Below are 26054 nucleotides of genomic sequence, written 5' to 3'. Positions count from 1 at the left end.
TCAACCATGCGTTTTGCCGTTCTCGGCAGCGGTAGCCAAGGGAACGGCACGCTGATCGCCAGTGCTGATACGTACGTGCTGGTGGATTGTGGTTTTTCCCTGCGGGAAACCGAAAAACGCCTGTTGCGCCTGGGTGTAAACCCGGCGCAACTGAGCGCGATACTCGTAACCCACGAACATGCCGACCACGTGCATGGCGTGGGTTTGCTGTCTCGGCGCTACAATCTACCGGTCTACCTCAGTCGCGGCACACTGCGCGGGATGCGCAAACCGATTGAACCCGCGGGCTTTCTGGCCGGCGGCGAGCAACTGCAGATCGGCGCACTGAACATCGGGGTCATTGCCGTGGCCCATGATGCGCAGGAACCGACCCAGTATGTCTTCAGTGATCACGAGCAGCGGCGTTTCGGCCTGCTGACGGACCTGGGGTCCTACTGCGAGCGGGTGCTGGACGGTTATCGGGACCTCGATGCGTTGATGATCGAGTCCAACCATTGTCGTGACATGCTGGCCCGTGGTCATTACCCGTACTTTCTCAAGCAACGGGTGGGCGGCGAGCTGGGACATTTGAACAACCATCAGGCGGCATTCCTGGTGTCCGAGTTGGGCTGGCAGGGCTTGCAACATCTGGTCCTGGCCCACCTGAGCAGCAAGAACAACCTGCCGCAGCTGGCCCGGCAATGTTTTGTCGACACCCTCGGGTGCGACCCGGACTGGCTGCAACTGGCCGATCAAGATTCAGGGCTCGACTGGCGCCACATCGCCTAGCCCACCTACTTAGCAAGCGGAGCCCATCATGGAAAAACGTGAAGAACTCTACCGCGGCAAAGCCAAATCGGTTTACAAGACCGACGACGCTGACCGCTTGATCCTGCTGTTTCGCAACGACACCTCGGCGTTCGACGGCAAGCGCATCGAGCAGCTCGACCGCAAAGGCATGGTCAACAACAAGTTCAACGCCTTCATCATGCAGAAACTCGAAGCGGCCGGCGTACCGACCCAATTCGACAAACTGCTGGCCGACAACGAAGTCCTGGTGAAGAAGCTCGACATGATCCCGGTCGAGTGCGTCGTGCGCAACTACGCCGCCGGCAGCCTGGTCAAGCGTCTGGGTGTCGAAGAAGGCCTGAAGCTCAACCCTTACACCTTCGAACTGTTCCTGAAGGACGACGCCAAGGGCGACCCGTTCATCAACGAATCCCACGTTGTGGCATTCGGTTGGGGCACCGCCGAGCAACTGGTTCGCATGAAAGAACTGTCGCTCAAGGTCAACGAAGTCCTGACCAAGCTGTTCGACGACGCCGGCCTGCTGCTGGTCGACTTCAAGCTTGAATTCGGCGTGTTCAGCGACGGCTCCATCGTCCTCGGCGACGAGTTCAGCCCGGACGGCTGCCGTCTGTGGGACAAGGACACCAAGAAGAAGATGGACAAAGACCGCTTCCGCCAGGGCCTCGGTGATGTCATCGAAGCCTACGAAGAAGTCGCCAATCGTCTGGGCGTACCGCTTTAATCGACGCAAGCATCTGATAGCACGAAGAAATTTTCGAAAGAGGGTTTGCTTTCGGTAAAAGTGTTGTTATGATGCGCGCCGTTGGAGAGATGCCAGAGTGGCCGAATGGGACGGATTCGAAATCCGTTGTACCTTCACCGGTACCTAGGGTTCGAATCCCTATCTCTCCGCCATTATTGAACAAGACGAAGCCCCCGTAATCATTGCTGATTACGGGGGCTTTTTCGTTTTCGGGCTTTCGTTCAGGGCGTTTCCAGGGCAAAAGGAACCGTAAGGGCGCTTTGGGGTGTTGCGCGGTTCCCTACACTGCAGCCTGGCTCTGTTCGGCAATGAGCGACTGCTGCGCATCCCTGAGCTGCTTGAGCGGCTGCAAGGGGGGCTCTGAGTCGGTCGCGTATATTGGGTGGCGTTCGAGCTGCACTCGCTGGCAGATCGGGAGGGGGCGAGGTTATCGCTCGTAAGACAGTGGTGGCCCCAATGGGCTGGCAGATTGACTGGAGTTATGGGGCATCAGAGACATCGGCGAACGGGGGCTGATTGCACCCCGTCTGTGCCAAGCTTTTATCAATGTAATCCGTTTGCGCTCGCATTGATCATGTCAGTGCTGTCCTGGCCAAAGACGGCGTGCATTCAGCAATCTTTCCCGAGTGCATGAAGTTTCATATTGTCATCCTTGAATTCAGCCAGTTCAGCTCTGCCCGGGTCAATCATCCATCCATATCGACTAAAGCTGCGTGGTGCGCTCATTTTTCTCGTGGCGCAGGGACTTTAGAATGTACGGAGCAACGTATTGCGAGCCGTACATAGATAGGTGGTTTCTGTCGTTGTATAGAACTTTTCCGCCCTTCGCAGCGTAGCAACTGTCGGAATCGCAGAACAACGACGCTAAGTCGATTATTTTTACGTTGGTAAAGTCTTTTGCCACGCGTTGAACAATTTCGTTATAGGCGGAATTTACGCTGTCCTGATCGTAAACTTTCCTTGGGAATGAGCAGCCATCATTCTTTTCAGTAATTCGGAAAGGGCGTGTGACACATGCCGATGGGTCAAACGGCAGGGTTGGGTTGTCTAGCACCACCACAATATTCTTCTTGGCGTCAGATAGCATTTCGAAGGATCTCCTCATGCCTGATTCCAGAACTTTTCTGAAATCCTTCTCGCCAGGATTTCGAATGTCTACAGCGTCCTCCCAAGAACATTTTGGGTTATGCGCAAGAAGTACGTTTACTACGCTGCTGTTTTTTGAGGCGTAATCATATGCCTCATTGATGAGGCGATAGGCATTCGCGCGAACCTTCGCGGCGGCTTTGTCCTTTTGTGCAGTAGATGTATCGTAAAATGGCGCAGCGCAACTGGCCGGAAAAACAGCTAAACCCTTGTCGGCCTTAGAGTAGGTGCTTAGACCTGCAAACAGGTGTGCCGCATGTGAGTCGCCTATGACTGCGCTGGTAATCAAGCCATCCTGAATCAGGCACGGGTTATCAGTCATGGTGTTCCAGTCGGGAAATCTGGTTGCGCAGTTCGTCAGCGAAATTGCGGTATTTATCTCGATGGCTCGGGCTACTTCGTTTTTGGTCTCCAGCGGGGTAGCGGCTGGGTGTTTATAGGTTGCAAATCCGCCAATCGCGATAACTATCATCAACCCGACAAAAGCCGGGGTTTGGCGCGGCTGCTTTACTATTCCGGCGCGAAGCGGCTTCTCGATTAATGAATAAGTAATCCATGCTAGTAATATTGATGCTGCGACCGCCGCCGATCTTATCTCGATACTGGTTTCTTCACTTTGGACTATGCGGGCGAACGCAAGCAGAGGCCAGTGCCAGAGGTACAGCGGAAAGCTGATCAAACCTATGGCGACAGCCACCCGTGTTGAGAAAATTCTTCGGTTAATTACAGATGAAGGTCCTGCTGCTATTAGGAGTACCGACCCCAGCACAGGAAGTATTGCGCGCCAGCCGGGGAATTGATCGCTCGGCTTGAAGCTAAATAGTGCGAAGAATATGAGTGCGAGCCCGGCAGCGCTGAGCGCGTCATTGAGTCTGGATTGCTGTCCTTCGAACTTCGACGCCCACCACGGCTGTAAACAGGCCCAAGCCAGCAAGGTGCCTGCCAGCAGTTCCCATGCGCGGGTCGGCAGTAGGTAGAATGTGGCGTTTGGATCTACACCTATGAAGTAGAGATTCAAAATCAGTGATACTAATCCAATAGCCAAAATTAGCTTGATAGCGCTAAGTCTTACCTTCCAGGCCGCCCAAAGTATCATGGGGAAAAGCAGGTAGAATTGCTCTTCAATTGCGAGTGACCATAGATGCAGTAATGGTTTTAGTTCTGCTGCGGTGTCGAAATATCCACTCTCGTACCAGAATGCAAAATTTGCTACAAATCCTGCGCCTGCTGCGATGTGCTTGGAGAGTTCGGTCATCTCATTCGGTAACAAGACAAGCTTTCCAACAACCCAGCAAGTTATTAGCACCAGGGTCAGGGCTGGAAAGATTCGACGTATCCTTCTGGCGTAAAAATCTGAAAAACTGAAAGTGCCTCGGTCAATGCTTTTAAGTAGTATGGTGCCGATTAAAAAGCCGGATATGACAAAGAATATATCAACGCCTACGAATCCCCCAGGCACCAGAGTCGGGAATGCGTGAAAAATCACAACAGAAATAACAGCCAGCGCGCGGAGGCCGTCTATGTCTCTTCTGTATTTTAAATTGGGGTTTGTCATTGACGTTGGCTCATTTTCTTGCTAGTTGCAGGGTGAGGGCGGGAGGTCGCGATAGTGCCATTATTTCGTTGCCAAGGAAACTCCGGTCGAATTGCCGCGACGAGCAGCAAAAGGAAAACAGCTTAGGCGTTTAGTGAAATCTGCTGCGAAAGGGAGATTTCGTCAGGGGGTTAATAAGGGCGGCGAATCCCTACCTCTTCGCCATTACACGGAAAAAGCCCCGTAGATGAAAATCTATGGGGCTTTCTCATTTCAGCAGAAGCAACATCGCCTCCACATCAGGCATTCACGACTGCGAATGCACCAGCTTCCGTTTGATCAAGTCATACACATCGCTATGCGTCGAGTTATGCAGCGCCTTGTCCTTGCATACCGATCTTAATAAGTTTTTTCACTTCTTCCCTGGCATGGGGACTAAGACTGCATCGACCCGCGCGGTTAAATCTCCTTAACCGGCGTCTCCCCCTGCACAGCCTTGATCAGTCCGATCACATGCAAACAATCCGCCTTGTTCACATAAGACTCGCCACTGGCAATGGTCTCGTGGTTGCCCGCCCTCAACCTCCAGCGCCATTGTCCTTTGCCGGTGCTCGGGGTGCCTTTGGATTGCCTGTAAATCTCGAAATACATTCAGTTCGCTCCATGCGATTCATTGTGCGACAGCCTGTGTGGCGCATGGTCGCAAGCCTAGCGCAGACGGTTTTTTTGGCTATCGGACATTTGTTTCCAATCGTTGGCGGATGTTTCTGAAGAGCGCGGGCTAGAGCGCAGCAATAGGCCGGTGGATTGGCCAAAATGACGCCGTCTGATCCTTGCAACGTTGTCGACGCTGCTGCTTAATACGGAACGGCTCATGGCGTCGAATATCGTTCGGCGACCGACAATCACTATAAAAAGAGCACTCCTTTGACTGAGCACGGAACGCAGCAGGCCGGGCAGGTGACGTTATCGCTGGTGGTCCCCGTTTTTAACGAGGAGGACAGCCTCGACACGTTTTTGCGGCGCATCAATGAAGTCTTTCAGACGCAGACGTCAATCGATCTTGAACTGGTGTTCGTCAATGACGGCAGCACCGATACCACGCTCGAACGCCTGCTCGAGCATCAGCGTCAGGATGTGCGCCTGCGTATCGTCGACCTGAGCCGCAACTTCGGCAAAGAAGCGGCGCTGTCCGCCGGTTTGCAGATCGCGACTGGACAGATCGTGGTACCCATCGATGCCGATTTGCAGGACCCGCCGGAAGTCATTCTGCTGATGATCGAGCTCTGGCGAGAAGGCTTTGAAGTGGTGCTCGGTCACCGCATCAGCCGCCGCAGCGACACCTGGGCGAAGCAGACTTCCGCCCACTGGTTCTATCGCCTGCACAACAAAATTGCAGAACAGCCTTTACCCGAGAACGTCGGTGATTTTCGCTTGATGGATCGCTGCGTGGTCGATGCCTTGCTGACCTTGCCCGAATCCCGACGCTTCATGAAAGGCCTGTTCGCGTGGGTCGGCTTTCGCACCACCCACGTCGATTACGAGCGTCCGGAGCGGGTGGCGGGGCAGAGCAAGTTCAATGGTTGGCGGTTGTGGAATTTCGCGCTGGAGGGCATCACCAGTTTCAGCACCGAGCCATTGCGGGTCTGGACGTATGTCGGTGCGCTAGTGTCGCTGGTGTCGTTTGCCTTCGCCATTTTCATTGTCTTGCGCACATTGATCCACGGTGTCGACATGCCCGGTTATGCCTCGCTGATGGTGGCCGTGACCTTTCTCGGTGGGCTGCAATTGATCGGCATCGGAGTGCTCGGCGAGTACCTGGGCCGCACGTATATCGAATCCAAACGCCGGCCGGTTTTTCTGGTGCGTCGCGTCTACGACCCCAAGGACTGATACATGGATCTCAAGGAAACCGACATCCTCGGCGACGCCATCAACGAGCATTGGTATTACTGCTCGAAAGCCGCAGCCACCACACGGATGCTCGGTGAAGCACCGATCAAGCGAATCCTCGATGTCGGCGCCGGTTCGGGATTTTTCTCCCACCATTTGCTGACGCACACCGATGCACGCGAAGCGTGGTGCGTGGATATAAGTTATCCCGCCGACTCCAGCGCGACCACCGCCGGCAAACCGGTGCACTACCGTCGCGGGATCGAAACCATCGATGCCGATCTGGTGTTGTTGATGGACGTACTGGAGCATGTCGATGACGATCTCGGTTTGCTCAAGATGTACGTCGATAAAGTGCCCTCGGGCAGTCGATTCCTGATGACAGTGCCGGCGTTCCAGTTCTTGTGGAGCGGTCACGACGACTTTCTCGAACACAAACGCCGCTACACCCTGGCGCAGTTTGAAACACTGGCGCGTGACGCGGGTTTGACGGTGCAGCGCGGTGCCTATTATTTCGGCGCGGTGTTTCCGATTGCGGCGGCGTTGCGCTTGCTGCCGCAAGGCGCGCAAGCCCAGCCGCCGCGTTCGCAACTCAAGCGTCATCATCCGCTGGTGAACGGTGTCCTCAAGGCCTTGTGCCGCCTCGAACTGCCGTTGCTGGGCATGAACCGCTTGGCCGGGTTGAGCGTGTTCGTGCTGGCTCAAAAACCGTGACCTCGGCGCAAAAATCAGCCTTGATCCAGCGTGGTGTGCGCTTTGCCGTGACCGGGCTGTTCGTCACCGCGCTGCATGCGCTGGTGGCGGTGCTGTTCATCAACTTCATCGCCGCGCAACCGCCGCTGGCCAACGGCGTGGCATTTGCCGTGGCGACGGTGGTGTCCTACGTGATCAACACCACCTGGAGTTTTTCTGCCCGTTTGCACGGCCGAACGCTGCTGCGCTTCCTGCTGGTATCCGTGGGCGGTTTTTTCCTGGCGATGTTCGTTGCCTGGGCTGCGCAGATTGCCGGGTTGCACTATCTGCTGGGTATTGTTGCGGTGGCACTGACGATTCCAGCGTTCACCTTTGTCTTGCACAATTTCTGGACGTATCGATGAAGGCTTCACCAAACCATCCGGTGCTCGGTCTTTTGCCGTTGTTGCTCGGCGTATTGGCGTTTTTCTGCGTAATCGGGCCGCAAGCGCTGGATCCGCAAAACATTGCCTGGCTGGAGCAGGGCGATCCGGCGACGCATTATCTGGGCTGGGCATATTTCCGGCACTCCCCCTGGACCTTTCCGCTCGGGCTTAACCCGTTCTATGGTCTGGAGTTGGGCAATTCGATTATTTTCTCCGACTCCAATCCGCTGCTGGCGTTGCTGTTCAAACCGTTCAACGCGTGGTTACCGGCGACCTTCCAGTACTTCGGCCTGTGGCTGCTGGCGTGTTTCGTCTTGCAAGCGTGGTTTGGCTGGAAACTGCTGGGGCTGATGACGGGGAATCCGCTGATTCGCTTGCTGGGCACAGGTTTATTGGTGTTTTCGCCGCCGATGTTCCTGCGTATGGGCGGGCACCTTTCCCTGTCCGGGCATTTCCTGATTCTGGCGGCGCTGTACCTGGCGTTATTACCGAACCCGTATCGACGTCGTCTGGCCTGGGGTGCGCTGTTGGCGGTCACCGCCATGGTGCATGCGTACCTGCTGGCGATGGTGGCGCTGATCTGGGTGGCGGATCTGCTCGGCAAGACCTTCAGCCAACAATTGACGCGGCGACAGGGTCTGCTCGAAGGCGTTTCGCTGTTTGCCGTGGTGAGTGTGTGTTGCTGGCAGGTCGGTTACTTCGCTATTGCCGATGGCGCGCAATCCGGCGGTTTCGGTTTGTACCGGATGAACCTGCTGTCGCCATTGGATCCGGCCGGCTGGTCGTTGATTTTGCCGGACCTGCCAAAAGCCAGCGGCGATTACGAAGGCTTCAATTATCCGGGCCTTGGCGTGTTGTTGCTGGTGCCGTTGGCGCTGATTGCCTGGCTGAGAAACCGCCAACCGCTGAAGGATGAGCTTCGCGTTCGCCCTTGGCTAATGCTGGCGTTGATCGGTTTATCGTTGTTTGCGCTATCGAACCAGATCGGCGTCGGCGCACACACGTTCAGCTACCCGCTACCGAAAATCGCCATCAAACTGGCGAACGTTTTTCGCGCCTCGGGGCGGATGTTCTGGCCGGTGTTGTACGCGCTCATCCTGATGGTGATGTTCCTGCTGGTGCGCGGTTACCGGCCACGCATCGTCGTCGCGCTGCTGGCGCTGGCGTTGACGTTGCAGGTCGTCGACACGCGCAACGGCTGGATGGGCTTGCGCAACGGCAAGATGATGACGCCGTCCGCAGAATGGGCAACGCCGATGCGTGATCCGTTCTGGGCGAGTGCGGCGGCGCATTACCCGAATATCCGCAGTCTGATGCCGCAGAATCAGTCTGAGCGCTGGCAAGTGATCGCCGATTTTGCCGCGACTCACGGCCTGAAAACCGACGCCGTTTATCTGGGGCGCATGAGTTCCACTGCGCTTGAGCAGGCCCGGCAGAAAACGCAGCGCATGCTCGAATCAGGGCAGTACGATGCCGACTCGTTGTACATCCTCGACGATACGGTGCTGGCCGATGCCGCCAAAAGCGTCAACAGTGAAACGGATCTGCTGACCCGAGTGGATGGTCTGGTGGTGCTCGCGCCGGGCTGGAAGCGTTGTTCGCAGTGTCTGAGCATGCCGGATGAAGGGCGGCGGATGTCACTACTGGCATTGATGTGTCCCGGTCAGACGCTGATCTTCAACTACTCCGCCCGGCAGTTGGTCAGCGGCTGGTCGACCGCGGAAAACTGGGGAACATGGTCGGCGGGGCAGCAGGCGCAACTCGACTTACGGGTGACACCCGAGGCGCGCTCGATTGCGCTGGATGTCATGGCATTCGTTTTGCCGCAACACCCGGCGCAGCGAGTGATCGTCAGTGTGAATGGCGAGCAGGTGCTGACTACGCGCCTGGTGCAACATCAGGGTAATCATCTGGACATACCGATCAGTCCTGCGATCCGTCAGCACCTAGCGGACGATGATCGCCTGACGATCGAGTTTCATTTGCCCGATGCCATCAGTCCGCAACAATTGGGCCTGAACGACGATTCCCGGGTCATGGGGCTTGGCTTGAAGCGCTTGACGGTGAACTGACGCACCGTGGCGATGGACGCCGGGGCTTCGGCCTTTCTACACTGCCGGTATTCCGGGGGGCAGGGGGCAATGGATGAACCGCAATGAACTTCGCAAGGCCGACATCAACCTGATGGTGGTGTTCGAGACCTTGATGCTCGAACGCAACGTGACCCGGGCGGCCGAGAAGCTGTTCCTTGGCCAGCCGACCATCAGCTCGGCGCTCAATCGTTTGCGCACGATGCTCAACGATCCGCTGTTTATCCGCGTCGGCCATCGCATGGAACCGACGGCCCGTGCCGAAGATATTTTCCGCCACCTCAAGCCGGCGCTGGATTCACTTTCGGTCGCGCTGAGTCTGACCCGCGATTTCGACCCGGCCGTCAGCACCATGACCTTCCGCATTGGCCTTTCCGATGACGTCGAGTTCGGCCTGCTGCCGCCGCTGTTGCGTGCGCTGCGCCAGGAAGCGCCGAACGTGGTGTTTGTGGTGCAACACGTTGATTACTGGCGCATCCCCGACCTGCTCGCGGCGGGTGATATCACGGTCGGCATCAGCCAGACCCGAGGTCTGCCGGCCAATGCCAAACGCAAATTGCTGCGGCACATCCAGCCGAGCATCCTGCGCGCCGACGCTAGCGATACGCCGCTGACGCTGGATGAATATTGCGCGCGGCCGCACGTGCTGGTTTCGCACACGGCCAACGTCAGTGGGTTTGCCGATGAGTGGCTGGCAGAGCTGGGGCGCACGCGTCAGGTGGTGCTGTCGGTGCCGCAATACAGTGCGTTGCCGGCGCTGCTGGCCGGCACCGACCTGATTGCCAGCCTGCCGGATTACACCGCAGCGGCCATGGCCACTTCGGGGCTGCTGTTCAAGGAACCCTTTCCGTTCAAGACGCCGACGCTGGATTTGTCGATGGTCTGGCTCAGCCATGTGGATAGCGATCCGGCCGAACGCTGGTTGCGTTCGCGGCTGGAGCAATTCATGAGCGAACGACCACTGACCCCATCCTGAGCCACAACACCGTGTAGGAGCTGCGGCACGCTGCGATCTTTTGATCTTCAAATCTCAAGATCAAAAGTTCGCAGCCTCGTTTCACTCGACAGCTCCTACAGGGATTGGTAATGAGCTGCATGTGCTATATGTACGACCTTTCTGCCAACTCACCGGGGATCTGCAATGCCACACCTGCACATGGAATACACCGCCAACCTGCCGCAGTTGAACGCCGACGTCGCGTTGATGCGGCTCAACAACACCTTGGTGGGCTCCGGTCAGTTCGCGGCGGAGTTCGATATCAAGAGCCGTGCGGTAAAAGTCGAGACCTTCAAGGTCGGTACCGCTATGGCCGAGCGCGCCTTCGTCTATGTGAAGCTAGCGCTGCTCAGCGGGCGTTCGCCGCAGATCAAGAAGCAGTTGTCAGAAAGCCTGTTGGCAGTCTTGCAGGACCTGTGCGAATGGCCGGCCGGTGTCGAGGTGCAGCTGTGCGTTGAGCTGGTCGACATGGATCGCGAGTCCTACAGCAAAACCGCGATTGGCGTGTAGGACTCAGGCCGCTTCGAGTTCGCTGCACACCTTGACCACCTGCTCACGCAACCACAGGTTGGCGCTGTCCTGATCAACGCTCTGGCTCCACTGCATGTCGAGGGTGAAGCCCGGCAAGCCGTTCGGTGCCTCACAGTGATTGAACACCGCTTCGTTGGTCAGCAAGCGCTGGATGCGGCGGGGCAGGGTGAGGATGAAGTCAGTCCCGGTGATCATTTTCAATGCCGCGCTGTAGCTGTTCGAGCGCGCGACGATCTGGCGTTTTTGCGCCTGCCGAGCGAGCCAGCCGTCGACCATGTTGGTGGTCGATGTCCACGGCGTCGGAAACACATGCCGACGTTCGGTAAAGGCCTGCAGGCTCAGGCGCGGTTCCAGTGGCGTGGCGCGTTTGTCGAAAACGCAGACCAGATCATCCTCCAGCAGCATCCGTGATTTCAGGTCAGTGTGATGGCGGTGGAAATTGGGACCGAAACTGATCACCAGATCAAGGCTGCCGTCGCGCAGTTCATCCGCCGGGACGTCGGTCTCGAACTTGTGCATGTTGACCATCACCGGTAAGTCATCGAAATCGAAACGTTTCAACAGGCGCGGCAGAATCAGTTGCTCGAAGTATTCCGGCGCGCAGATGTTGAAGGTGACGGCTTGCCGGGTCGGGTCGAACGTGGGGGCGCCGGCGTGGCACAGGTTGATGCTTTCGAGGATCTTCTGCACATGGCCATACATGGTGCTGGCCTTGTAGGTCGGACGCATGCCGGTGCGGGTGTTGATGAACAGTTCGTCTTCGAAACTGGTGCGCAGTTTTTTCAAACAGTAACTGACGGTGGACTGGCTGACGAACAGGGTTTCTGACACATCGGTAACGCTGCTTTGCTCATAAACAGCGATAAACACCATGAGATCCTGCATGTCGAGCTTTCGAAGCAAGTTACTGTTCAGCATCCGTTCTGTCTCGCTGTGCTCCTTGCGCTGAATCCGCGCAAACGTGTGCGAACGATCCTAACGGAACGATGGTGCCAGGACAAAGCCCTGTAGGACGTTTCACAGTCAGTTGTGGGACAGAAAGTTTTAGTAACACGACGTCGCTACTCAAACCGCTGAAAGATGGCCAGAAGCCTTTAGCTCGACGAGGGAAAGTGTCGGGCGTAATGCCTGGGATCGAAGCGCCACACCATCAACAGCATCACTCCCATCACAACGGTCAGCGACCACCAGGCCCACTCGAAACTCCCGAGCCAATCGCGGATCATTCCGGCCAGCAGCGGCGAAAGGCCGGCGATCAAGTAACCGATGCCCTGCACGAATGCGGTCAGCCCACCGGCACGTTGCGGGTTGTCGAGGTGATCGAGCGAGACGATCAGGCTCATCGGAAACAAACCGCCAATGCCCAGCCCTAACAGGCAGGGCCACAGCAGGCTGAGCTGTTGCGGGCTGAGGATCAGGCCGCAAAACCCGGCGATGATCAGCATCAGTAACGCCATCAGCATCACCCGCCGATCCCGGCTGCGATTGGCGATCGCGGGCACCACCAGGCCGGAAATCACCTCCATGGCCGTCAGAAAACCTAACAACAGCCCGGCGTCTTGTTCGCTCCAGCCTTTTTCCACGTAGTACGGCGCGAGCCAGGCCAGCACGCAGGTATAGGACGCCGTCCCCAGACCAAAGAAGATGGCCAGTAACCAGGCGCGGGAATGGGCAAACAACGAATCTTTCCTGGTTGCCGCCATCACCGTGGATGACAGTTGGCTGCGTTGCGACCACCAGAACAGCAACGCGAGCAATGCCAGAATCGCCCAGATGGCCAAACCGCTGCGCCAGCTCCCGGTCTGCACCATCACCAGCGGTGCGAACGAGGCCGCAATGGCGGCGCCGCCCATGATCGACGTGACATACAAGCCCATGCACAGAGCGACGTTGTCGGCGAAGCGCGATTTGATCAGCGCCGGCATCAATGCCTGAATCAGCGCAATGCCGAGGCCGGCGAACACGGCGCTGACGATCAGTTCGGCTGCCGATTCGATAAACAGCCGCGACAGCGTCGCCAGGCCAATGATCAGCAGTGACAGGAAAACCGTCCGTTGCTCGCCCAGCCGCTGACTGATGCCAATGCCGAAAAACATCGCCAGCCCCATGGCCATCACCGGCAGCATGGTCAGCAGTGACGCGACGCTGAAACTCAGCGGGATGTCAGCGCGAATGGCCGACAGTAACGGGCCGACCGCCGCCATCGACGGACGTAGATTGAGGGCGACGAGCATGATCGCGAGCATCAGCCAGACAGCGGGGCGAGCAGTGGCGCGGACGTTTTCCATCATCAGACCTTTGAGCGGGGCCGACGATTAGGCGCGGAACCGTCTGCTTCGGGCAAACCAGAAAATCCACAGCCCTTTCTAAAAATCAAATACCGATCCCTGTAGGAGCTGTCGAGTGCAACGAGGCTGCGATCTTTTGATCTGGCTTTAAAGATCAAGATCAAAAGATCGCAGCCTGCGGCAGCTCCTACAGGGGCCGCATTGTTTACTGAATAAAAGCTGAACCATTCTCAAATACTTCGCAAGTTTAAGCGCATTGCCAAAAGCCAACTATTCGTTGGCGTCTTTTTCACAAAAAATTGATGCTTGCCTGCTTAAAGTTTCTCGTGCCTTAGTTAATGAAATTTTCACAATTGAAATTTCTTTCATGGACCGAGGCTCTTCTTTTCAGGAATCGCCCTTTCTATGTTGAAGTTAAAAGCCGTGCGCCCGGAATGGGTGACGTTGATTGCCAGTGCCTTTCTTTTAATCGGCTGCAATGTTGTCCTTTGGCAACATCTGTTCGAGATTACCGGCGCCGATGGCAAGGGCATCGCCATACGCGTGGCGTTCGGGGTAATGATCCTCGCGGCATTCAACATTGTGCTGACGTTTCTGGCCTTTCGTCCGCTGCTCAAACCGCTGTTGACGCTGATATTCCTGGTCAGCGCCGGCGTGGCTTACTTCATGAGTCAATATGGCGTCATGATCGATGCCGGCATGTTCCGTAACTTTGCCGAAACCAATGCAACGGAAGTGCGAGATCTGCTCTCGTTAAAGTTGTTTGCTTATCTTCTGTTGCTCGGTGTCTTGCCTTCATTTTTGTTGTGGAAGTTACCGATTAATTATCGTCGCTGGCACCGTGAGTTGCTCAGTAAAGTTATTGTCAGTGTCGCCTCGGTCGCGGTAATTGGCGGCGTAGCCCTGGCCAACTATCAGGGCTTGTCTTCATTGTTTCGCAACCATCACGAAATTCGCCTGATGTTGGTGCCCAGCAATTACATTGGCGCTTCGGCTGGTTACCTGCGTGAGCAAGTGGTTTCGGCGCAGCAACCGTTCGTCAAGATCGGCGAAGACGCCCAGCGTAATCCCGATCTGAAACTCCAGCCGCGCAAATCCCTGACCGTGCTGGTTGTGGGTGAGAGCGCCCGTGCGGAGAACTTCGGCATTCTTGGCTACAACCGCGATACAACGCCGCAACTCGATAAGGAAGCCGGGTTGATTGCCTTCACCGATGTACATTCCTGCGGCACGGAAACGGCTGTTTCGGTGCCGTGCATGTTCTCCAACATGGGTCGCAAGGATTACGACGCCAGCAAGGCGAAGAATGAAGAAGGTCTGCTCGACGTGCTCAAGCGTGCCGGTATCGACGTGATCTGGCGTGACAACCAGTCCGGCTGCAAAGGCACTTGCGATCGCGTCACCCTGCAAGATGTCAGCAACGTGAAAGACCCGGCGCTGTGCGCCAACAGCGAGTGCCGCGACGAAATCCTCCTGCAAGGCCTGCAGAGTTTTATCGATCATCTCGACAAGGACACCGTTCTGGTTCTGCATCAAATGGGCAGCCATGGCCCGGAATACTTCAAGCGTTATCCGAAGGAATACGAGCACTTCACCCCGGTATGTGAAAGTAACGCGCTGAATAACTGCAGCCGCGAAAGTATCGTCAACGGTTACGACAACACGCTGGTGTATACCGACCATGTGCTGTCGAGCCTGATCGATGTATTGCGCAGCAATCAGGACAAAGTCGATACCGCCATGTTGTACCTGTCGGACCACGGTGAGTCGCTTGGTGAATACAACCTGTTCCTGCACGGCACGCCTTACATGCTGGCGCCGGAGCAACAAAAGCATGTCGCGATGCTGGCGTGGTTCTCCGATAACTATCAGAAGGCTTATTCGGTCGACACCCATTGCCTGCAGATGAGCCGCGACAAACCGCTGAGCCAGGACAACCTGTTCCACTCGATGCTGGGTCTGCTGGAGGTCAAGAGCAAGGTCTATCAGCCGGATCTGGACATGTTTGCCGGTTGCCGTGGCGCGGTGATCGACGGCGTGCTCGCCAAGGAATGAGTCCAATCAACTCCGTCGTGCTGACGCGTCGGGCCTGTCTGTTTCCACTGTCAGACTATTCTTGCTCTCTGGCAGGACATTTCGTTACAGCTCTTGCCCTTCACAGGCGCGTAAATCGCCGGTGGCGATATATACTGCGCGCCATTCTTCAAGGGAGAGCCGTGTGGCCATCGATATTCACTGGATTCGCGACAACGAAAGCCTCGCGCAGTTTTGCGCCGAGTGGCAGCAGCTGCCGTTCGTTGCCCTCGACACCGAATTCATGCGGGTCGACACCTTCTACCCGATTGCCGGCCTGCTGCAGGTGGGCGACGGCAAACGCGCCTACCTGATTGATCCGCTGACCATCAATGCCTGGCAACCGCTGGCCGCGTTGCTGGAAAACCCGGCAGTGCTCAAAGTCCTGCATGCGTGCAGCGAAGACCTCGAAGTGCTGTTGCGCCTGACCGGCAGCCTGCCGGCGCCGATGTTCGACACACAACTGGCCGCGGCTTACCTGAACCTCGGTTTCTCGATGGGCTATTCGCGGCTGGTGCAGGAAGTGCTCGGCATCGAACTGCCGAAGGGCGAGACTCGCTCCGATTGGTTGCAGCGTCCGTTGTCCGACACGCAAATCAGCTACGCCGCCGAAGACGCCGTGCACTTGGCGGAGGTTTTCGAACAGCTGCGGCCGAAACTGTCTGACGACAAATTCGCCTGGGTGCTGGAGGACGGTGCCGAACTGGTCGCCAACCTGCGCCGCGAAACCGATCCTTACGAGGTTTATCGCGAAGCCAAACTGGCGTGGAAACTCTCGCGTGCGCAACTGGCCGTACTGCGTGAACTGTGCGCCTGGCGGGAAACCGAAGCCCGCGCCCGCGATCTGCCGCGCAACCGCATTGTCCGCGAGCATTCGCTGTGGCCGCTGGCCCGCACGCAACCGGACAACCTCGCCGCCCTGGGCAAGATCGAAGACATGCACCCGCGTACCGTGCGTCAGGACGGCCAATTTCTGCTTGATCTGATCAAGCGCTCTGGCAGTGTGGGGCCTGATCAATGGCCGCCGGCCGTACCGGAGCCGTTGCCGATCGAAGCCGCTGCGTTGATCAAACAACTGCGCGCATTGGGTCAGGCGGAGGCCGAGCGTCTGGGCATTGCCCCGGAACTGATGCTGCGCAAGAAAACCCTCGAAGCCCTGGTCAAAAGCGGTTATCCCGAGGGTCCTTACCAATTGCCTGAGTCGTTGCGTGGCTGGCGCCGCGAACTCATGGGTCAGAAGCTGCTCGACAGCCTGGCCACCGCCGGAGAACAGCCTTGAAACGTATTTGTTCCATCTACCAAAGCTCCAAGCGCAGCGGCATGTACCTTTACGTGCTCAAGAGCGATGCGCTTGAGCGTGTGCCGGAAGCGCTGATGCTGGCGTTCGGCAAGCCGAAGCATTCCTTCGATCTGGTGCTGTCGCCCGAGCGCAAACTGGCCAGCGAAGACATCGTCGTGGTCCTGGAGAACCTCGACAAGCAGGGCTACCACCTGCAGATGCCGCCGGCCGAGGACGAGTACATCGAGCACTTGCCCGAAGAGTTGTTGCGACGCAACGACCCGGTCTGATCTGCGAGGCTCTGTTCTGAGTCTCGGTTTACCCTGGAACTGTTTTTACCGCGATGGCCGCCCGAATCCGGCGGCCGTTTGCACGGTTTGCGAAAGGTTTGAAGATGCGCGTTCTGATTGCTGAACACGACCACGCGATATACGCCCGGCTGCTGCGTCAGGCAGCGCCCGAGCTTGAAGTACTGACCAGCGGCGACTCCGCCGAGCTGGCCCGGCAGGCGGCCGATTGCCCGGTGTGGCTTGGGCAACCGGATCTATTGGCGACCCTGCTGCGCCAAGGGCACCAGCCACAGTGGCTGCAATCGACCTGGGCCGGCATTACGCCGTTACTCGCGGACGGTTTGCGCCGTGATTACCGCTTGACCCGTGCAGTGGGGATTTTCGGTCAGGTGATGGCCGAGTACGTGCTGACCTATATCCTCGGCCATGAGCGCGAAGTGCTGGCGCGCCTGGTCAGCCAGGTCGAACGCAAGTGGGACAATCGTAGCGGCCAGAGCCTGGTCGGACGCAAAGTGCTGATCGTCGGCACCGGTGACATCGGCCAGAGCGTGGCGCGGTTCCTGCTGCCGTTCGGCATCGAGTTATACGGCATCGCCAGCACTGCCCGCGAGCAGGCGCCGTTTGTCGAAGTCGGCTCGATGGCCGATCTGCCACGGCTGGTGGGCGAGGTGGATTACGTGGTCAATCTGCTGCCGAATACCGAGCTCACCCACGATATCTACGATGCGGCGCTGTTCAAGCAATTCAAACCGACCGGGTTGTTTATCAATGCCGGGCGCGGGGTTGCGGTGGTCGATGCCGATCTGGTGGAAGCGTTGAAGGAAGGGCATCTGGCGGGGGCGGTGATCGACGTTTGCCGTCAGGAGCCACTGCCGCAACGGCATCCGTTCTGGACGGCGTGGGGCTTGCTGCTGACCGGGCACAGCTCGGCACCGACGTCACCGGCGTTGATGGTGCAGCTGTTTGTCGAGAACCTGAAGGCGTATCAGGCGGGTGAGGCGTTGCGCGGGGAAGTGGATTTCAACCGCGGCTACTGATCTCCTTGCTTCAGATCGTTCCCACGCTCCGCGTGGGAATGCAGCCGGGGACGCTCTGCGTCCCATTGGAACGCGGAGCGTCCCTTGAGTCGTTCCCACGCGGAGCGTGGGAACGATCATTTGCGCTGTGGCTTAGAGGGTGAAGTCGCCTTCCGCCGCCAGTTCGCTCAGCGGGCGACGCGGGCTCGGCTCTTCACGGGCCTGCAGGTATTCAGCCAGCGTTGCCTTGTCACCGAGTTTGCCAACGGCCACCGCTGCGTGCAGTGCATAACCTTCAGGAATGTTCAGCTCCTTGCGCGTCAGCTCCTGATCGAACCCGGCCATGCCGTGGGTGTGCCAGCCGCTGAGGCTCGCTTGCAGCGCCAGATGACCCCACGCCGAACCGGTGTCGAAGGTGTGCCACAACGCTGGAGTTTCTTCGCTGGCGCCCGGTGCAGTGAACGTGGTTTTCGAAATCACGATCACCAGCGCCGACGCATGCTGCGCCCAGCTACGGTTGAACTCATTCAACAGGCCCAGATAACGCTCCCAGTTTGGCGTATCGCGACGCGCGTACAGAAAGCGCCAAGGTTGCGAGTTGTACGCCGAGGGCGCCCAGCGTGCCGCTTCGAAGAAGCTCAGCAGGGTTTCTTCTGGAATCGCTTCGCCGGTAAAGGCGCGCGGCGACCAGCGGTCGGTGAATTGTGGGTGAATGGCGTAATCGGCAACGCGAGGGTTGGCACTCATCGAGAGATTCCTTGCTACGTTTGAGTCAGGGATTTGAATGAAAACCCGGCGGGATCAGTTGCGCTGAACGATGGGGTTTTCCGAGCCTGAGGGTTCACCACAATGCAACGCGGTCGAGCGTTAATGGCTTGCGGGCAAGGCTCCTTGCGACTGGCAAAGCTACGCGCCGCCACAAAAACTGACAAGTCCCGCATAACCGGCAGTCGCCAACGCTTGGCCCGCAAGGCCTTGAGCACTAGACTGGCGGCCTTTTCACCACCTGATGTTGATGCTTGAGCCATGGTCGCCAAAGTCGAACCGTTCTGGATACGCAAAACCCTCGATCAACTGGATCACCAGGAATGGGAATCGCTGTGCGACGGCTGTGGTCTGTGCTGCCTGCAAAAGCTCGAGGATGAGGAAGACAACAGCGTTTACTACACGCGCATCGCCTGCAAACTGCTGGACCTTGAAACCTGTCAGTGCAGCGATTATCCGAATCGCCTGAAGTTTGTCCCGGATTGCATCCAGCTCACCCCGGGCCAGGCTGAAGAATTCAAATGGCTGCCGCCGACCTGTGGTTATCGACTGGTCAGCGAAGGCAAGGATCTGCCGCTGTGGCACCACTTGGTGTGCGGTGACCGCGATGCGGTGCACCATGAACGGATCTCCCAATCCGGGCGCATGCTCGCTGAAGGCAGCGTGCCAGAGGATGACTGGGAAGATCACCTGATTTTCCGCGCAGGCTGATCCCTGCGCACGCAAGCTTTACCAGGGAGTGTGTATGGCTGTCGGATTGCAGCGGGCGTTGATGATCGCGCTGCTGGCACTGAGTGCGCCGGTCTGGGCGGCGAAGAAAGTCGATCTGGATTATCACGTGCGCCTGTTGCCACAAAGTGATCAGGCCGAGGTGCGTCTGACCCTGGCCAAAGGTGAGGCGGTGCGCAGTCTCGATTTCGATCTTGGCGACGGCAGCCATTACAGCGACTTCAAGGCTGACGGCCAGTGGCTGCTGAGCCCGGGTAAACAGGCGCGCGGGGTCTGGCGTCCCGCCAGCGAAAAGTCCAGCCTGAGCTACCGCGTGCGCATCAGCCACGGCCGCAAGAACGGTAGTTTCGACACGCGCATGACCCCGACTTGGGCGTTGATGCGTGGCGACGAACTGGTACCGCCAGCCAAACTCGATCAACAGGACGGCACCGAACTGGTCGCGCGTCTGCAATTCGAATTGCCCGACGGTTGGAAGAGCATCGAAACCGCTTGGCCGCGCATCGGCAAAAACAAATTCCGCATCGACAACCCCTCACGCCTGTTCGACCGCCCGACCGGCTGGATGCTCGCCGGCCACCTCGGCAGCCGCCGCACACGTTTGGGCGAAACCGAAGTCACCGTGGCCTCGCCGCAAGGGCAGGGCATGCGCAGGATGGACGTGATGACGTTGCTGACGTTCGTCTGGCCGCAGGTGCAGGCGGTTTATCCGCGCCATCCGACCAAACTGTTGATCGTCGGCGCCAACGATCCGATGTGGCGCGGCAGCCTCGGTGCGCATGAATCCATCTACGTGAACACACGGTTGCCGCTGGTCAGCGAAAGCGGCAGCAGCGCTTTGGTGCGTGAGCTGGCGCAGGTGTTCGGGCGGATCAACGACGAGCAGCGCAGCGACTGGATCAGCGAGGGTTTTGCCGAGTATTACGCCATTGAACTGGTGCGCCGCGCCGGTGGCATGAGCGATGAGCGTTATCAAAGTTTGCAGACGAAACTGGCCAGGGACAGCCTGAAAGTCACGACGTTGCGCGGCGAACAGATCAGCCCGGCACAGGTTTCGAAGGCGGTGGTGGTATTGCAGGAGCTGGATCGCGAGATTCGCTTGAAGACGCGAAACAAGCGTTCGCTGGATGATGTGTTGCGTGGGGCGATGCATCTGGGGACGGTGAGTACCAAGGAGTTTGTGCAACTGGCCGAGAGCGTGCTTGGCGAGTCGTCCAAAGTGCTTGATACCGCATTGCTACAGTGACACCGCTATCGCTGGCAAGCCAGCTCCCACAGTGTTTTGGGATGAGCACAAAATCAGTGCACAACCCATAAGCCGATTTGGGGCTGGGCAAAAATTCTGTGGTCTCCACAGAACCTGTGGGAGCTGGCTTGCCAGCGATGAGGCCGTCAGCCCCACCGCAAATCTCGGATCAAACCCCGGCTTTCGGCGATTTAACCGAATCATTGCCGGTCACGGTGGCAGTGCTGGTCGCCGCCTCGGCATTCGCCTTCAGCTTGCTCAACTCTTCCCCAGCCCGCTCGATCTTCGCCCGCACATTGTTCATGTCCTGACGACTCTTCTCGATCAGGCTCTTCACCGAACTGTGCCCGGTAATCCCACGCGCCATCGCCACGCCGCCAATCGCCACCTGAATCAAGCCGAACACCCCGCCGCGGCGCAGGCCTTTGCCGACCATGATCACGCCGCCAGCCAGCGAGCCGATGCGCTCCCAGCCTTCGACGTTCTGCTCGGAACGGCTCTGGAACGGGGTGGATTCGATACGTTCGACGCGTTTGAGCTCGGTCATGATCTTTCTCCAGGCAATGAGTAATGGATAAATTAGCTGACTGCCGGAGCGGTCAGCTCGTTCCATCGAATGTGCGATGTTTTAGCGGAATTTTGGCCCGGAGCGGGTGTTCAAGCCCTTGGCCATGCGGTCATAGAGCACGACGTTGACCGTCGCGGCGAGGTTCATGCAGCCGGTGGTCGGGATGTACACGACGTCTTCGCACCAGTCGCGAATCTCTTTATCCAGCGAGCCGTCTTCGGGGCCGAAGATGTACAGGGCGCGATCCGGGTGAGTGTATTCCGGCAGCGGGCGGGCGCCCTCGACCAGTTCCACGGCGACGGGCACGCAGTTGAGCGGGAGAATCTTTTTCAGATCGTCGATGCCGATCAGCGGGATGTCGTAGTGCACGCGTTTGGTGTCAGTGACGAAGTCGGCGGCGCGTTCATAACGCTTGCCGGTGTAGAACACCGACGCCACGCCATAGCAGCCTGCGGCGCGCATCACCGAACCGACGTTCTCCGGTGATTTGGGGTTATACAAACCAATGCAGCTGTACCGTTTGTCTGCCACGAGCGGGGTGCCTTCGGGAAAAAGAGCGCGATTATACGGGGATTGGGAGAGGGCGGGCAGATTCGAGATCTGCGGTGTCTGCTCTGGCCCTATCGCTGGCAAGCCAGCTCCCACAGGGATCTCGGGTGTTCACAAAATTTGTGAGCGATCAAAATCATTGTGGGAGCTGGCTTGCCAGCGATGAGGCCAGTTCAGGCAATGAAGATCAGTCTTCTTTCTTCATCAACCCGGCCAACGCGGCAAACGGGTTGTGCGTTGCCTTGGCAATCTTCGGCGTGCTCAGCGAGCCTTCGCTGAAATACTGCTGGTCGGTATAGCGCGAGTGTTCGTTGTCGTGGCAGTACAGGCAGAGCAGCTCCCAGTTCGAGCCGTCCTGCGGGTTGTTGTCGTGGTTGTGGTCGCGGTGGTGCACGGTCAGTTCGCTCAGGCGCTTGCCGGAAAATTCACGGGTGCAGCGGCCACAGACGTGCGGGTACATCTTCAGGGCTTTGTCGCGGTAGCCCATTTCCTTGTCGCGCTGGTTGTCGGCGAGGATGCGATCCAGCTTCGACGTATTGGTTGGGGTGGACGAACTCATGGGTTCACCTTTGTAAAAGACTGATGACGGTTATGGGCAGAGTTTAGCTCAGCCCTTGAGCTTCTCGGCAATCCAGATCGTGTGGCGCGTGCCCTTGTTGCCGTGGGCGAAGACCTGGACTTCTTCGGCCTTGAAACCGGCCTTCTTCAATTTGTCGGAAAACAGCCGGTCGGCGCTGGCCGACCATACGGCGAGCACGCCTTTGGGGCGCAAGGCTTTGGCGCAGGCATTCAGACCAGCGGCGGAGTACAGCCAACTGTTGGCCTTTTGCGTCAGGCCTTCGGGGCCGTTGTCGACGTCGAGCATGATCGCGTCGAAGCCGTTCGGCTCGCTTTGCAGCACCTTGGCCACGTCTTCCTGGCGGATCACCGTGCGCGGATCGAGCAGCGGACGACCGGACTTTTCCCCGAGCGGGCCACGGTTCCACTCGACCACGCCGGGCACCAGTTCCGCGACCACCACTTCGGCAGTTTTACCCAGATGCTTGAGCGCGGAGGCGAGGGTGAAACCCATGCCCAGACCGCCGATCAGTACCCGCGAATCCGGACGCCCGGCGACCTTGCGGCAAGGGATCTCGGCCAAGGCATCTTCAGAGCCGTGCATGCGCGTGTTCATCAATTGCCCGCCGTCGCCGCCCTGGATCTTGATGACAAAATCCTCGCCATACTCGAACAGGCACAGGGCACCGCCGCTTTCAGGGATCGGGGTGGTGTCGAGCAGAACGAAACGTTTCATGGAAATCTCTACAAGGGGGAAGGCAAGCAGGCCCGTTGGGAGTAGCCTGAGTGCAGACTAGAGGCCAAACGGAGCCCTTGATGAAGCGCACCATTCTAACGGTCATTGCCCTGGCCGCGCTCTCGATTACTGCAGTGCAGGCGCAACAGGCCATTCCGGTCAGCCCGGCGCCGCAACCCGGCTCGCCCGGTACCGCAACGCCGACGCCGTATCCGCAGATCACGCCAATCAACATTCCCAAGTCCGGTGCCGGCAGTGGCAGTCCGCCGCTGGTGCCGATCGAAATGCCCAGCCCACCGAGCAAGGATCAACCGGTGCCGGGCATTGAACCGAGCGGCAGCAAGGCAAAATCTCCCGGCGGTTAAACCTGTTGCGCCGCCAGTTGGCCGTCGGCCATGCGCAGGCGTTTCGACAGGGAAACGGCGAGGGCGCGGATGATCTTCGCGGCGATCTTCGGCGCGTCGTTGAGCATTTTTTCCAGCGAATCCTTGCCGAGGTTCAGCAACTGGCAGTTGCTCGCGGCAATGCAGGTGGCGGAACGTCGCTCACCGTCGAGCACGGCCATTTCGCCGAACGCGCGACCGCTGCGCAAGGTGGCCATGGTGATCACCTGACCATCGGGCCCGGTTTTCTGCACGGCGACCTGGCCGGTGTGGAGGATGCACATGAAACTGCCGGCATCGCCCTCGCGGAAAATCGCTTCGCCTTCAGCCACGGTGCTGATGCTGAAGTAGCCGGAAGCGGCCGCAAAGTCGGCCAGCTGCAATTGATCGAACAGGCCGCAGTCCATCAGCCAGTCGCGGATTTCGTTGTTCAGGAAGGTCGGTTCTGACATGTCGTCACGGTCTTTTTGTTTTCACTGTTTCAGGCTTCACACGTCCCTGGTAGGAGCTGCCGAAGGCTGCGATCTGTTGATCTTGCCTTTGAAAAAATCAAAATCAAAAGATCGCAGCCTTCGGCAGCTCCTACAGGGATCTGTGGGGTATCGGCCTCTCGGGTCTGCAATTAAGACCCAAGTGACCGACGGAGTTCCTCAGGCCAGGCCCAAAACCTTGAAAACAAATGCGTATTCGAGTGCTACGTCACGTAATCCCTGATAGCGCCCGCTCATCCCGCCGTGCCCGGCGCCCAGTTCAGTCTTCAGCAGCAGGACGTTGTCGTCGGTCTTGGTCGCGCGCAATTTCGCCACCCACTTGGCCGCCTCCCAATACTGCACGCGACTGTCGTTGTAGCCGGCGATTACCAGCGTCGCCGGATAATCCTGCGCGCTGACGTTTTCGTAGGGCGCGTAAGCCTTGATCCGCTCGTAGACTTCCGGCTCCTCGGGATTGCCCCACTCGTCGTACTCAGTGACGGTCAGCGGCAGTTCCGGGTCGAGCATGGTATTGAGCACGTCGACGAACGGCACTTCAGCAATCGCCACGCCGAACAGATCCGGACGCTGGTTGAGCACGGCACCGATGAGCAAACCACCCGCGCTGCCGCCACTGATTGCCAATTTGTCCGCTGTGGTAATGCCGTTGAGGATCAGAAACTCGGCGCAGGCAATGAAGTCGCTGAAGGTGTTGTGCTTGTGCTCCTGCTTGCCGGCGCGATACCAGGCTTCGCCCAACTCGCCGCCGCCACGCACGTGGGCGATGGCGAAGGCCATGCCACGATCCAGAAGGCTCAGGCGCGCATGGGAGAACCACGGATCAAGGCTCGAACCGTAAGCGCCATAGCCATAGAGATAAAGCGGCACCGCTTTGCCGACCATTTCGCGCTTCATCACCAGGCTGATCGGCACTTGCGTACCGTCCGGCGCCGTCGCCCACAGGCGTTGGCTAACGTAGGCATCGGCGTCGAACGGGCCGAGCACCGGGGTTTCTTTCAACACCGTTTGTTCGTCGTTGGCGAGGATCAGTTGGCGAACTTGTGCCGGGCGGTTCAACGCCTCGTAGCGCAGACGAATACGGTCGCTCTCGAACTCCAGGCTGTTTTGCACATAGAGGCTGTAGGCCGCGTCCGGCAATTGCACGCGATAAGGCGTCAGACCGTGTGGGTGAACTTCGATGATCGGCAGGCCACCCTCGCGCAGGCTCAGGGTCATGGCCTCGGTGTTAAGGCTGACGCCATCGAGCATCACCGTATCGCTGTGGGGGATCAGGTTTTGCCAGTCGGCTTCGGTCGGCGCGATGCCAGTGTCCGGGGCCTGATACAAGGCATAGTTGATGCCGTCGCGGTTGGTGCGGATAAACCACGTCCACACGCCATCGAGCAGGCCGTGATCGACATCGTATTCATGGTCTTCGACACGCGGGGCCAGGCAAGTAAACGGCAGGTGCGGTTGATTGGCATCCAGCGCCCAGACTTCACTGGTGGTCTTGCTGCCCAGCGAGAGCAGCAGTTGCTGCTCGGAGCTGGAACGGTAGCAATGCAGGAAGAAACGCCCGTCTGCCTCGTGGAAAACTTCTTCGGCAGCAGTGCCATCGAGGCGATAGCGGAACAACTTGTGTGGACGATGGGTGTCGTCGAGCACGCCGAAAAACAGGGTCAGGCTGTCGTTGGCCCAAGTCATGCTGCCGTCGCAGTCTTCGAATTCCAGTTCGCTGACTTTGTCGTTGGCCAGTTCCTTGACGAACAGCGTGTAAATCTCATCGCCCGAGGCGTCGACACTGTAGGCCAGACGCTGGTGATCGGGGCTGATGCTGAACGCACCGAGTGAGAAGAACCCGCCGTTGGCCAGCACATTCGGGTCGAGCAGCAGTTGTTCGCGGTTTTCATCGAGGGTCAGGCTATCGTCCGCCGGTCGCGGGCAACGGTAGTGCCGGGCGTATTCGTCGCCCGCTGTAGTGCGCGTGTAATACAGATACGGGCCCCAAGGTGAGGGCAGGGACAGGTCGGTTTCGAGGATTCGGCTCTTGATCTCTTCGAACAGGGTTTCACGCAGTTCGGCCTGATCGGCGGTTTGCGCCTCTTGCCAGGCGTTTTCGGCCTTGAGGTAATCGAGCACCGCGTCGGTGTCGCGTTCCTGCAGCCAGGCATACGGGTCGGCACCGGGCGCCTTGTGGGCAATCGGAGCACTGATGACGTTGGCGGATTGGGGCATGGAAGGCTCTCGGACAAATTACGGAATGG

26 protein-coding genes and 1 tRNA gene are annotated in these 26054 nt (G+C 58.3%); 16 read left to right on the top strand and 11 right to left on the bottom strand.

Annotated features, from left to right (window positions below; genetic code table 11):
* The first annotated feature begins 6 nt into the window (after nt 1–6).
* From ACM6IN_RS02810 to ACM6IN_RS02800, 3 genes are all read left to right on the top strand, one after another.
* A complete protein-coding gene (locus ACM6IN_RS02810) occupies nt 7–768 on the top strand; it encodes an MBL fold metallo-hydrolase (protein WP_007911390.1) in 762 nt (253 codons plus the stop codon).
* 28 nt (nt 769–796) lie between these two features.
* A complete protein-coding gene (purC, locus tag ACM6IN_RS02805) occupies nt 797–1510 on the top strand; it encodes a phosphoribosylaminoimidazolesuccinocarboxamide synthase (protein WP_007911389.1) in 714 nt (237 codons plus the stop codon).
* Nucleotides 1511–1593: 83 nt separating this feature from the next.
* A tRNA-Ser gene (locus ACM6IN_RS02800) sits at nt 1594–1683 on the top strand.
* Between the two features lie 551 nt (nt 1684–2234).
* On the opposite strand, the gene ACM6IN_RS02795 is transcribed toward ACM6IN_RS02800, so the two are convergent.
* Both ACM6IN_RS02795 and ACM6IN_RS02790 read right to left on the bottom strand, forming a co-directional pair.
* Nucleotides 2235–4232, bottom strand: a complete 1998-nt coding sequence (locus ACM6IN_RS02795; RefSeq protein WP_414915369.1) for an acyltransferase family protein — start codon at nt 4230–4232, stop codon at nt 2235–2237.
* Between the two features lie 438 nt (nt 4233–4670).
* Nucleotides 4671–4862: a YegP family protein gene (locus ACM6IN_RS02790; protein ID WP_007911387.1), complete on the bottom strand. Its 192-nt coding sequence runs from the start codon at nt 4860–4862 to the stop codon at nt 4671–4673.
* Between the two features lie 276 nt (nt 4863–5138).
* Between ACM6IN_RS02790 and ACM6IN_RS02785 the strand changes: the two genes are divergently transcribed.
* The 6 genes from ACM6IN_RS02785 (at nt 5139) to ACM6IN_RS02760 (ending at nt 10819) form a co-directional block, all read left to right on the top strand.
* Nucleotides 5139–6104 (top strand): glycosyltransferase family 2 protein, encoded by a 966-nt coding sequence (locus ACM6IN_RS02785; RefSeq protein ID WP_414915368.1) that lies wholly within the window; start codon nt 5139–5141, stop codon nt 6102–6104.
* Between the two features lie 3 nt (nt 6105–6107).
* Complete coding sequence (locus tag ACM6IN_RS02780) at nt 6108–6818, top strand: class I SAM-dependent methyltransferase (RefSeq protein ID WP_414893542.1); 711 nt, start codon at nt 6108–6110, stop codon at nt 6816–6818.
* Nucleotides 6815–7201, top strand: a complete 387-nt coding sequence (locus tag ACM6IN_RS02775) for a GtrA family protein (protein ID WP_095113770.1) — start codon at nt 6815–6817, stop codon at nt 7199–7201. Before ACM6IN_RS02780 ends, ACM6IN_RS02775 begins: the two co-directional genes overlap by 4 nt.
* Nucleotides 7198–9294 (top strand): DUF6311 domain-containing protein, encoded by a 2097-nt coding sequence (locus ACM6IN_RS02770; protein WP_414915367.1) that lies wholly within the window; start codon nt 7198–7200, stop codon nt 9292–9294. The genes ACM6IN_RS02775 and ACM6IN_RS02770 overlap by 4 nt, the downstream gene beginning before the upstream one ends.
* Before the next feature lie 73 nt (nt 9295–9367).
* A complete protein-coding gene (locus ACM6IN_RS02765) occupies nt 9368–10288 on the top strand; it encodes a LysR substrate-binding domain-containing protein (protein WP_007911372.1) in 921 nt (306 codons plus the stop codon).
* A 165-nt stretch (nt 10289–10453) separates the two neighbouring features.
* Nucleotides 10454–10819: a 5-carboxymethyl-2-hydroxymuconate Delta-isomerase gene (locus ACM6IN_RS02760; protein ID WP_093438263.1), complete on the top strand. Its 366-nt coding sequence runs from the start codon at nt 10454–10456 to the stop codon at nt 10817–10819.
* Nucleotides 10820–10822: 3 nt separating this feature from the next.
* On the opposite strand, the gene ACM6IN_RS02755 is transcribed toward ACM6IN_RS02760, so the two are convergent.
* Nucleotides 10823–11758, bottom strand: coding sequence for a LysR family transcriptional regulator (locus ACM6IN_RS02755; protein WP_007911368.1), 936 nt, complete (start codon nt 11756–11758; stop codon nt 10823–10825).
* Nucleotides 11759–11934: 176 nt separating this feature from the next.
* Entirely contained in the window at nt 11935–13128 is a 1194-nt protein-coding gene (locus tag ACM6IN_RS02750) for a cyanate transporter (protein ID WP_095113767.1), read from the bottom strand.
* A gap of 405 nt (nt 13129–13533) precedes the next feature.
* Here ACM6IN_RS02750 and ACM6IN_RS02745 point away from each other — a divergent pair, with 405 nt between their 5' ends.
* The 4 genes from ACM6IN_RS02745 to ACM6IN_RS02730 all read left to right on the top strand — a co-directional run bounded on the left by ACM6IN_RS02745 (nt 13534) and on the right by ACM6IN_RS02730 (nt 17807).
* Entirely contained in the window at nt 13534–15183 is a 1650-nt protein-coding gene (locus tag ACM6IN_RS02745) for a phosphoethanolamine transferase (RefSeq protein WP_414915366.1), read from the top strand.
* 163 nt (nt 15184–15346) lie between these two features.
* Entirely contained in the window at nt 15347–16480 is a 1134-nt protein-coding gene (gene rnd, locus ACM6IN_RS02740; RefSeq protein ID WP_414915365.1) for a ribonuclease D, read from the top strand.
* Nucleotides 16477–16770, top strand: coding sequence for a YcgL domain-containing protein (locus ACM6IN_RS02735; RefSeq protein ID WP_007911350.1), 294 nt, complete (start codon nt 16477–16479; stop codon nt 16768–16770). The genes rnd and ACM6IN_RS02735 overlap by 4 nt, the downstream gene beginning before the upstream one ends.
* A 104-nt stretch (nt 16771–16874) precedes the next feature.
* A complete protein-coding gene (locus ACM6IN_RS02730; protein WP_414915364.1) occupies nt 16875–17807 on the top strand; it encodes a D-2-hydroxyacid dehydrogenase in 933 nt (310 codons plus the stop codon).
* A gap of 132 nt (nt 17808–17939) precedes the next feature.
* Here the strand turns inward: ACM6IN_RS02730 and ACM6IN_RS02725 are convergent, their stop codons facing one another.
* The gene (locus tag ACM6IN_RS02725; RefSeq protein WP_007911345.1) at nt 17940–18533 is read right to left on the bottom strand and encodes a nitroreductase family protein; all 594 of its coding nucleotides are present in this window, start codon (nt 18531–18533) and stop codon (nt 17940–17942) included.
* Between the two features lie 279 nt (nt 18534–18812).
* On the opposite strand from ACM6IN_RS02725, the gene ACM6IN_RS02720 reads away from it, so the two are divergent.
* A complete protein-coding gene (locus ACM6IN_RS02720; protein WP_414915363.1) occupies nt 18813–19262 on the top strand; it encodes a YcgN family cysteine cluster protein in 450 nt (149 codons plus the stop codon).
* 34 nt (nt 19263–19296) lie between these two features.
* Nucleotides 19297–20526, top strand: coding sequence for a hypothetical protein (locus tag ACM6IN_RS02715; protein WP_414915362.1), 1230 nt, complete (start codon nt 19297–19299; stop codon nt 20524–20526).
* A gap of 169 nt (nt 20527–20695) precedes the next feature.
* Here the strand turns inward: ACM6IN_RS02715 and ACM6IN_RS02710 are convergent, their stop codons facing one another.
* From ACM6IN_RS02710 to ACM6IN_RS02695, 4 genes are all read right to left on the bottom strand, one after another.
* Nucleotides 20696–21073: a DUF2892 domain-containing protein gene (locus ACM6IN_RS02710; protein ID WP_007911338.1), complete on the bottom strand. Its 378-nt coding sequence runs from the start codon at nt 21071–21073 to the stop codon at nt 20696–20698.
* An 81-nt stretch (nt 21074–21154) separates the two neighbouring features.
* Complete coding sequence (locus ACM6IN_RS02705) at nt 21155–21625, bottom strand: RNA methyltransferase (RefSeq protein ID WP_007911337.1); 471 nt, start codon at nt 21623–21625, stop codon at nt 21155–21157.
* A gap of 205 nt (nt 21626–21830) precedes the next feature.
* Nucleotides 21831–22202 carry a YajD family HNH nuclease gene (locus ACM6IN_RS02700; protein WP_007911336.1) on the bottom strand — a complete coding sequence of 124 codons (372 nt, stop codon included), beginning with the start codon at nt 22200–22202 and terminating at the stop codon, nt 21831–21833.
* A 48-nt stretch (nt 22203–22250) separates the two neighbouring features.
* Entirely contained in the window at nt 22251–22937 is a 687-nt protein-coding gene (locus ACM6IN_RS02695) for a spermidine synthase (protein ID WP_007911335.1), read from the bottom strand.
* Between the two features lie 80 nt (nt 22938–23017).
* Between ACM6IN_RS02695 and ACM6IN_RS02690 the strand changes: the two genes are divergently transcribed.
* Nucleotides 23018–23302 (top strand): hypothetical protein, encoded by a 285-nt coding sequence (locus ACM6IN_RS02690; RefSeq protein ID WP_414915361.1) that lies wholly within the window; start codon nt 23018–23020, stop codon nt 23300–23302.
* On the opposite strand, the gene ACM6IN_RS02685 is transcribed toward ACM6IN_RS02690, so the two are convergent.
* Together ACM6IN_RS02685 and ACM6IN_RS02680 are read right to left on the bottom strand one after the other, a co-directional pair.
* A complete protein-coding gene (locus ACM6IN_RS02685; RefSeq protein ID WP_008085900.1) occupies nt 23299–23772 on the bottom strand; it encodes a Crp/Fnr family transcriptional regulator in 474 nt (157 codons plus the stop codon). The genes ACM6IN_RS02690 and ACM6IN_RS02685 overlap by 4 nt on opposite strands.
* Before the next feature lie 198 nt (nt 23773–23970).
* Nucleotides 23971–26025, bottom strand: coding sequence for a S9 family peptidase (locus tag ACM6IN_RS02680; RefSeq protein ID WP_414915360.1), 2055 nt, complete (start codon nt 26023–26025; stop codon nt 23971–23973).
* Nucleotides 26026–26054 lie beyond the last annotated feature (29 nt).

Origin of the sequence: Pseudomonas sp. IT-P395 (genome assembly GCF_949767675.1) — a bacterium.
Taxonomy (GTDB): Bacteria; Pseudomonadota; Gammaproteobacteria; order Pseudomonadales; family Pseudomonadaceae; genus Aquipseudomonas.
Note: the sequence above shows the minus strand (reverse complement) of the source record. Positions and strands in the feature narration are given on the sequence as shown.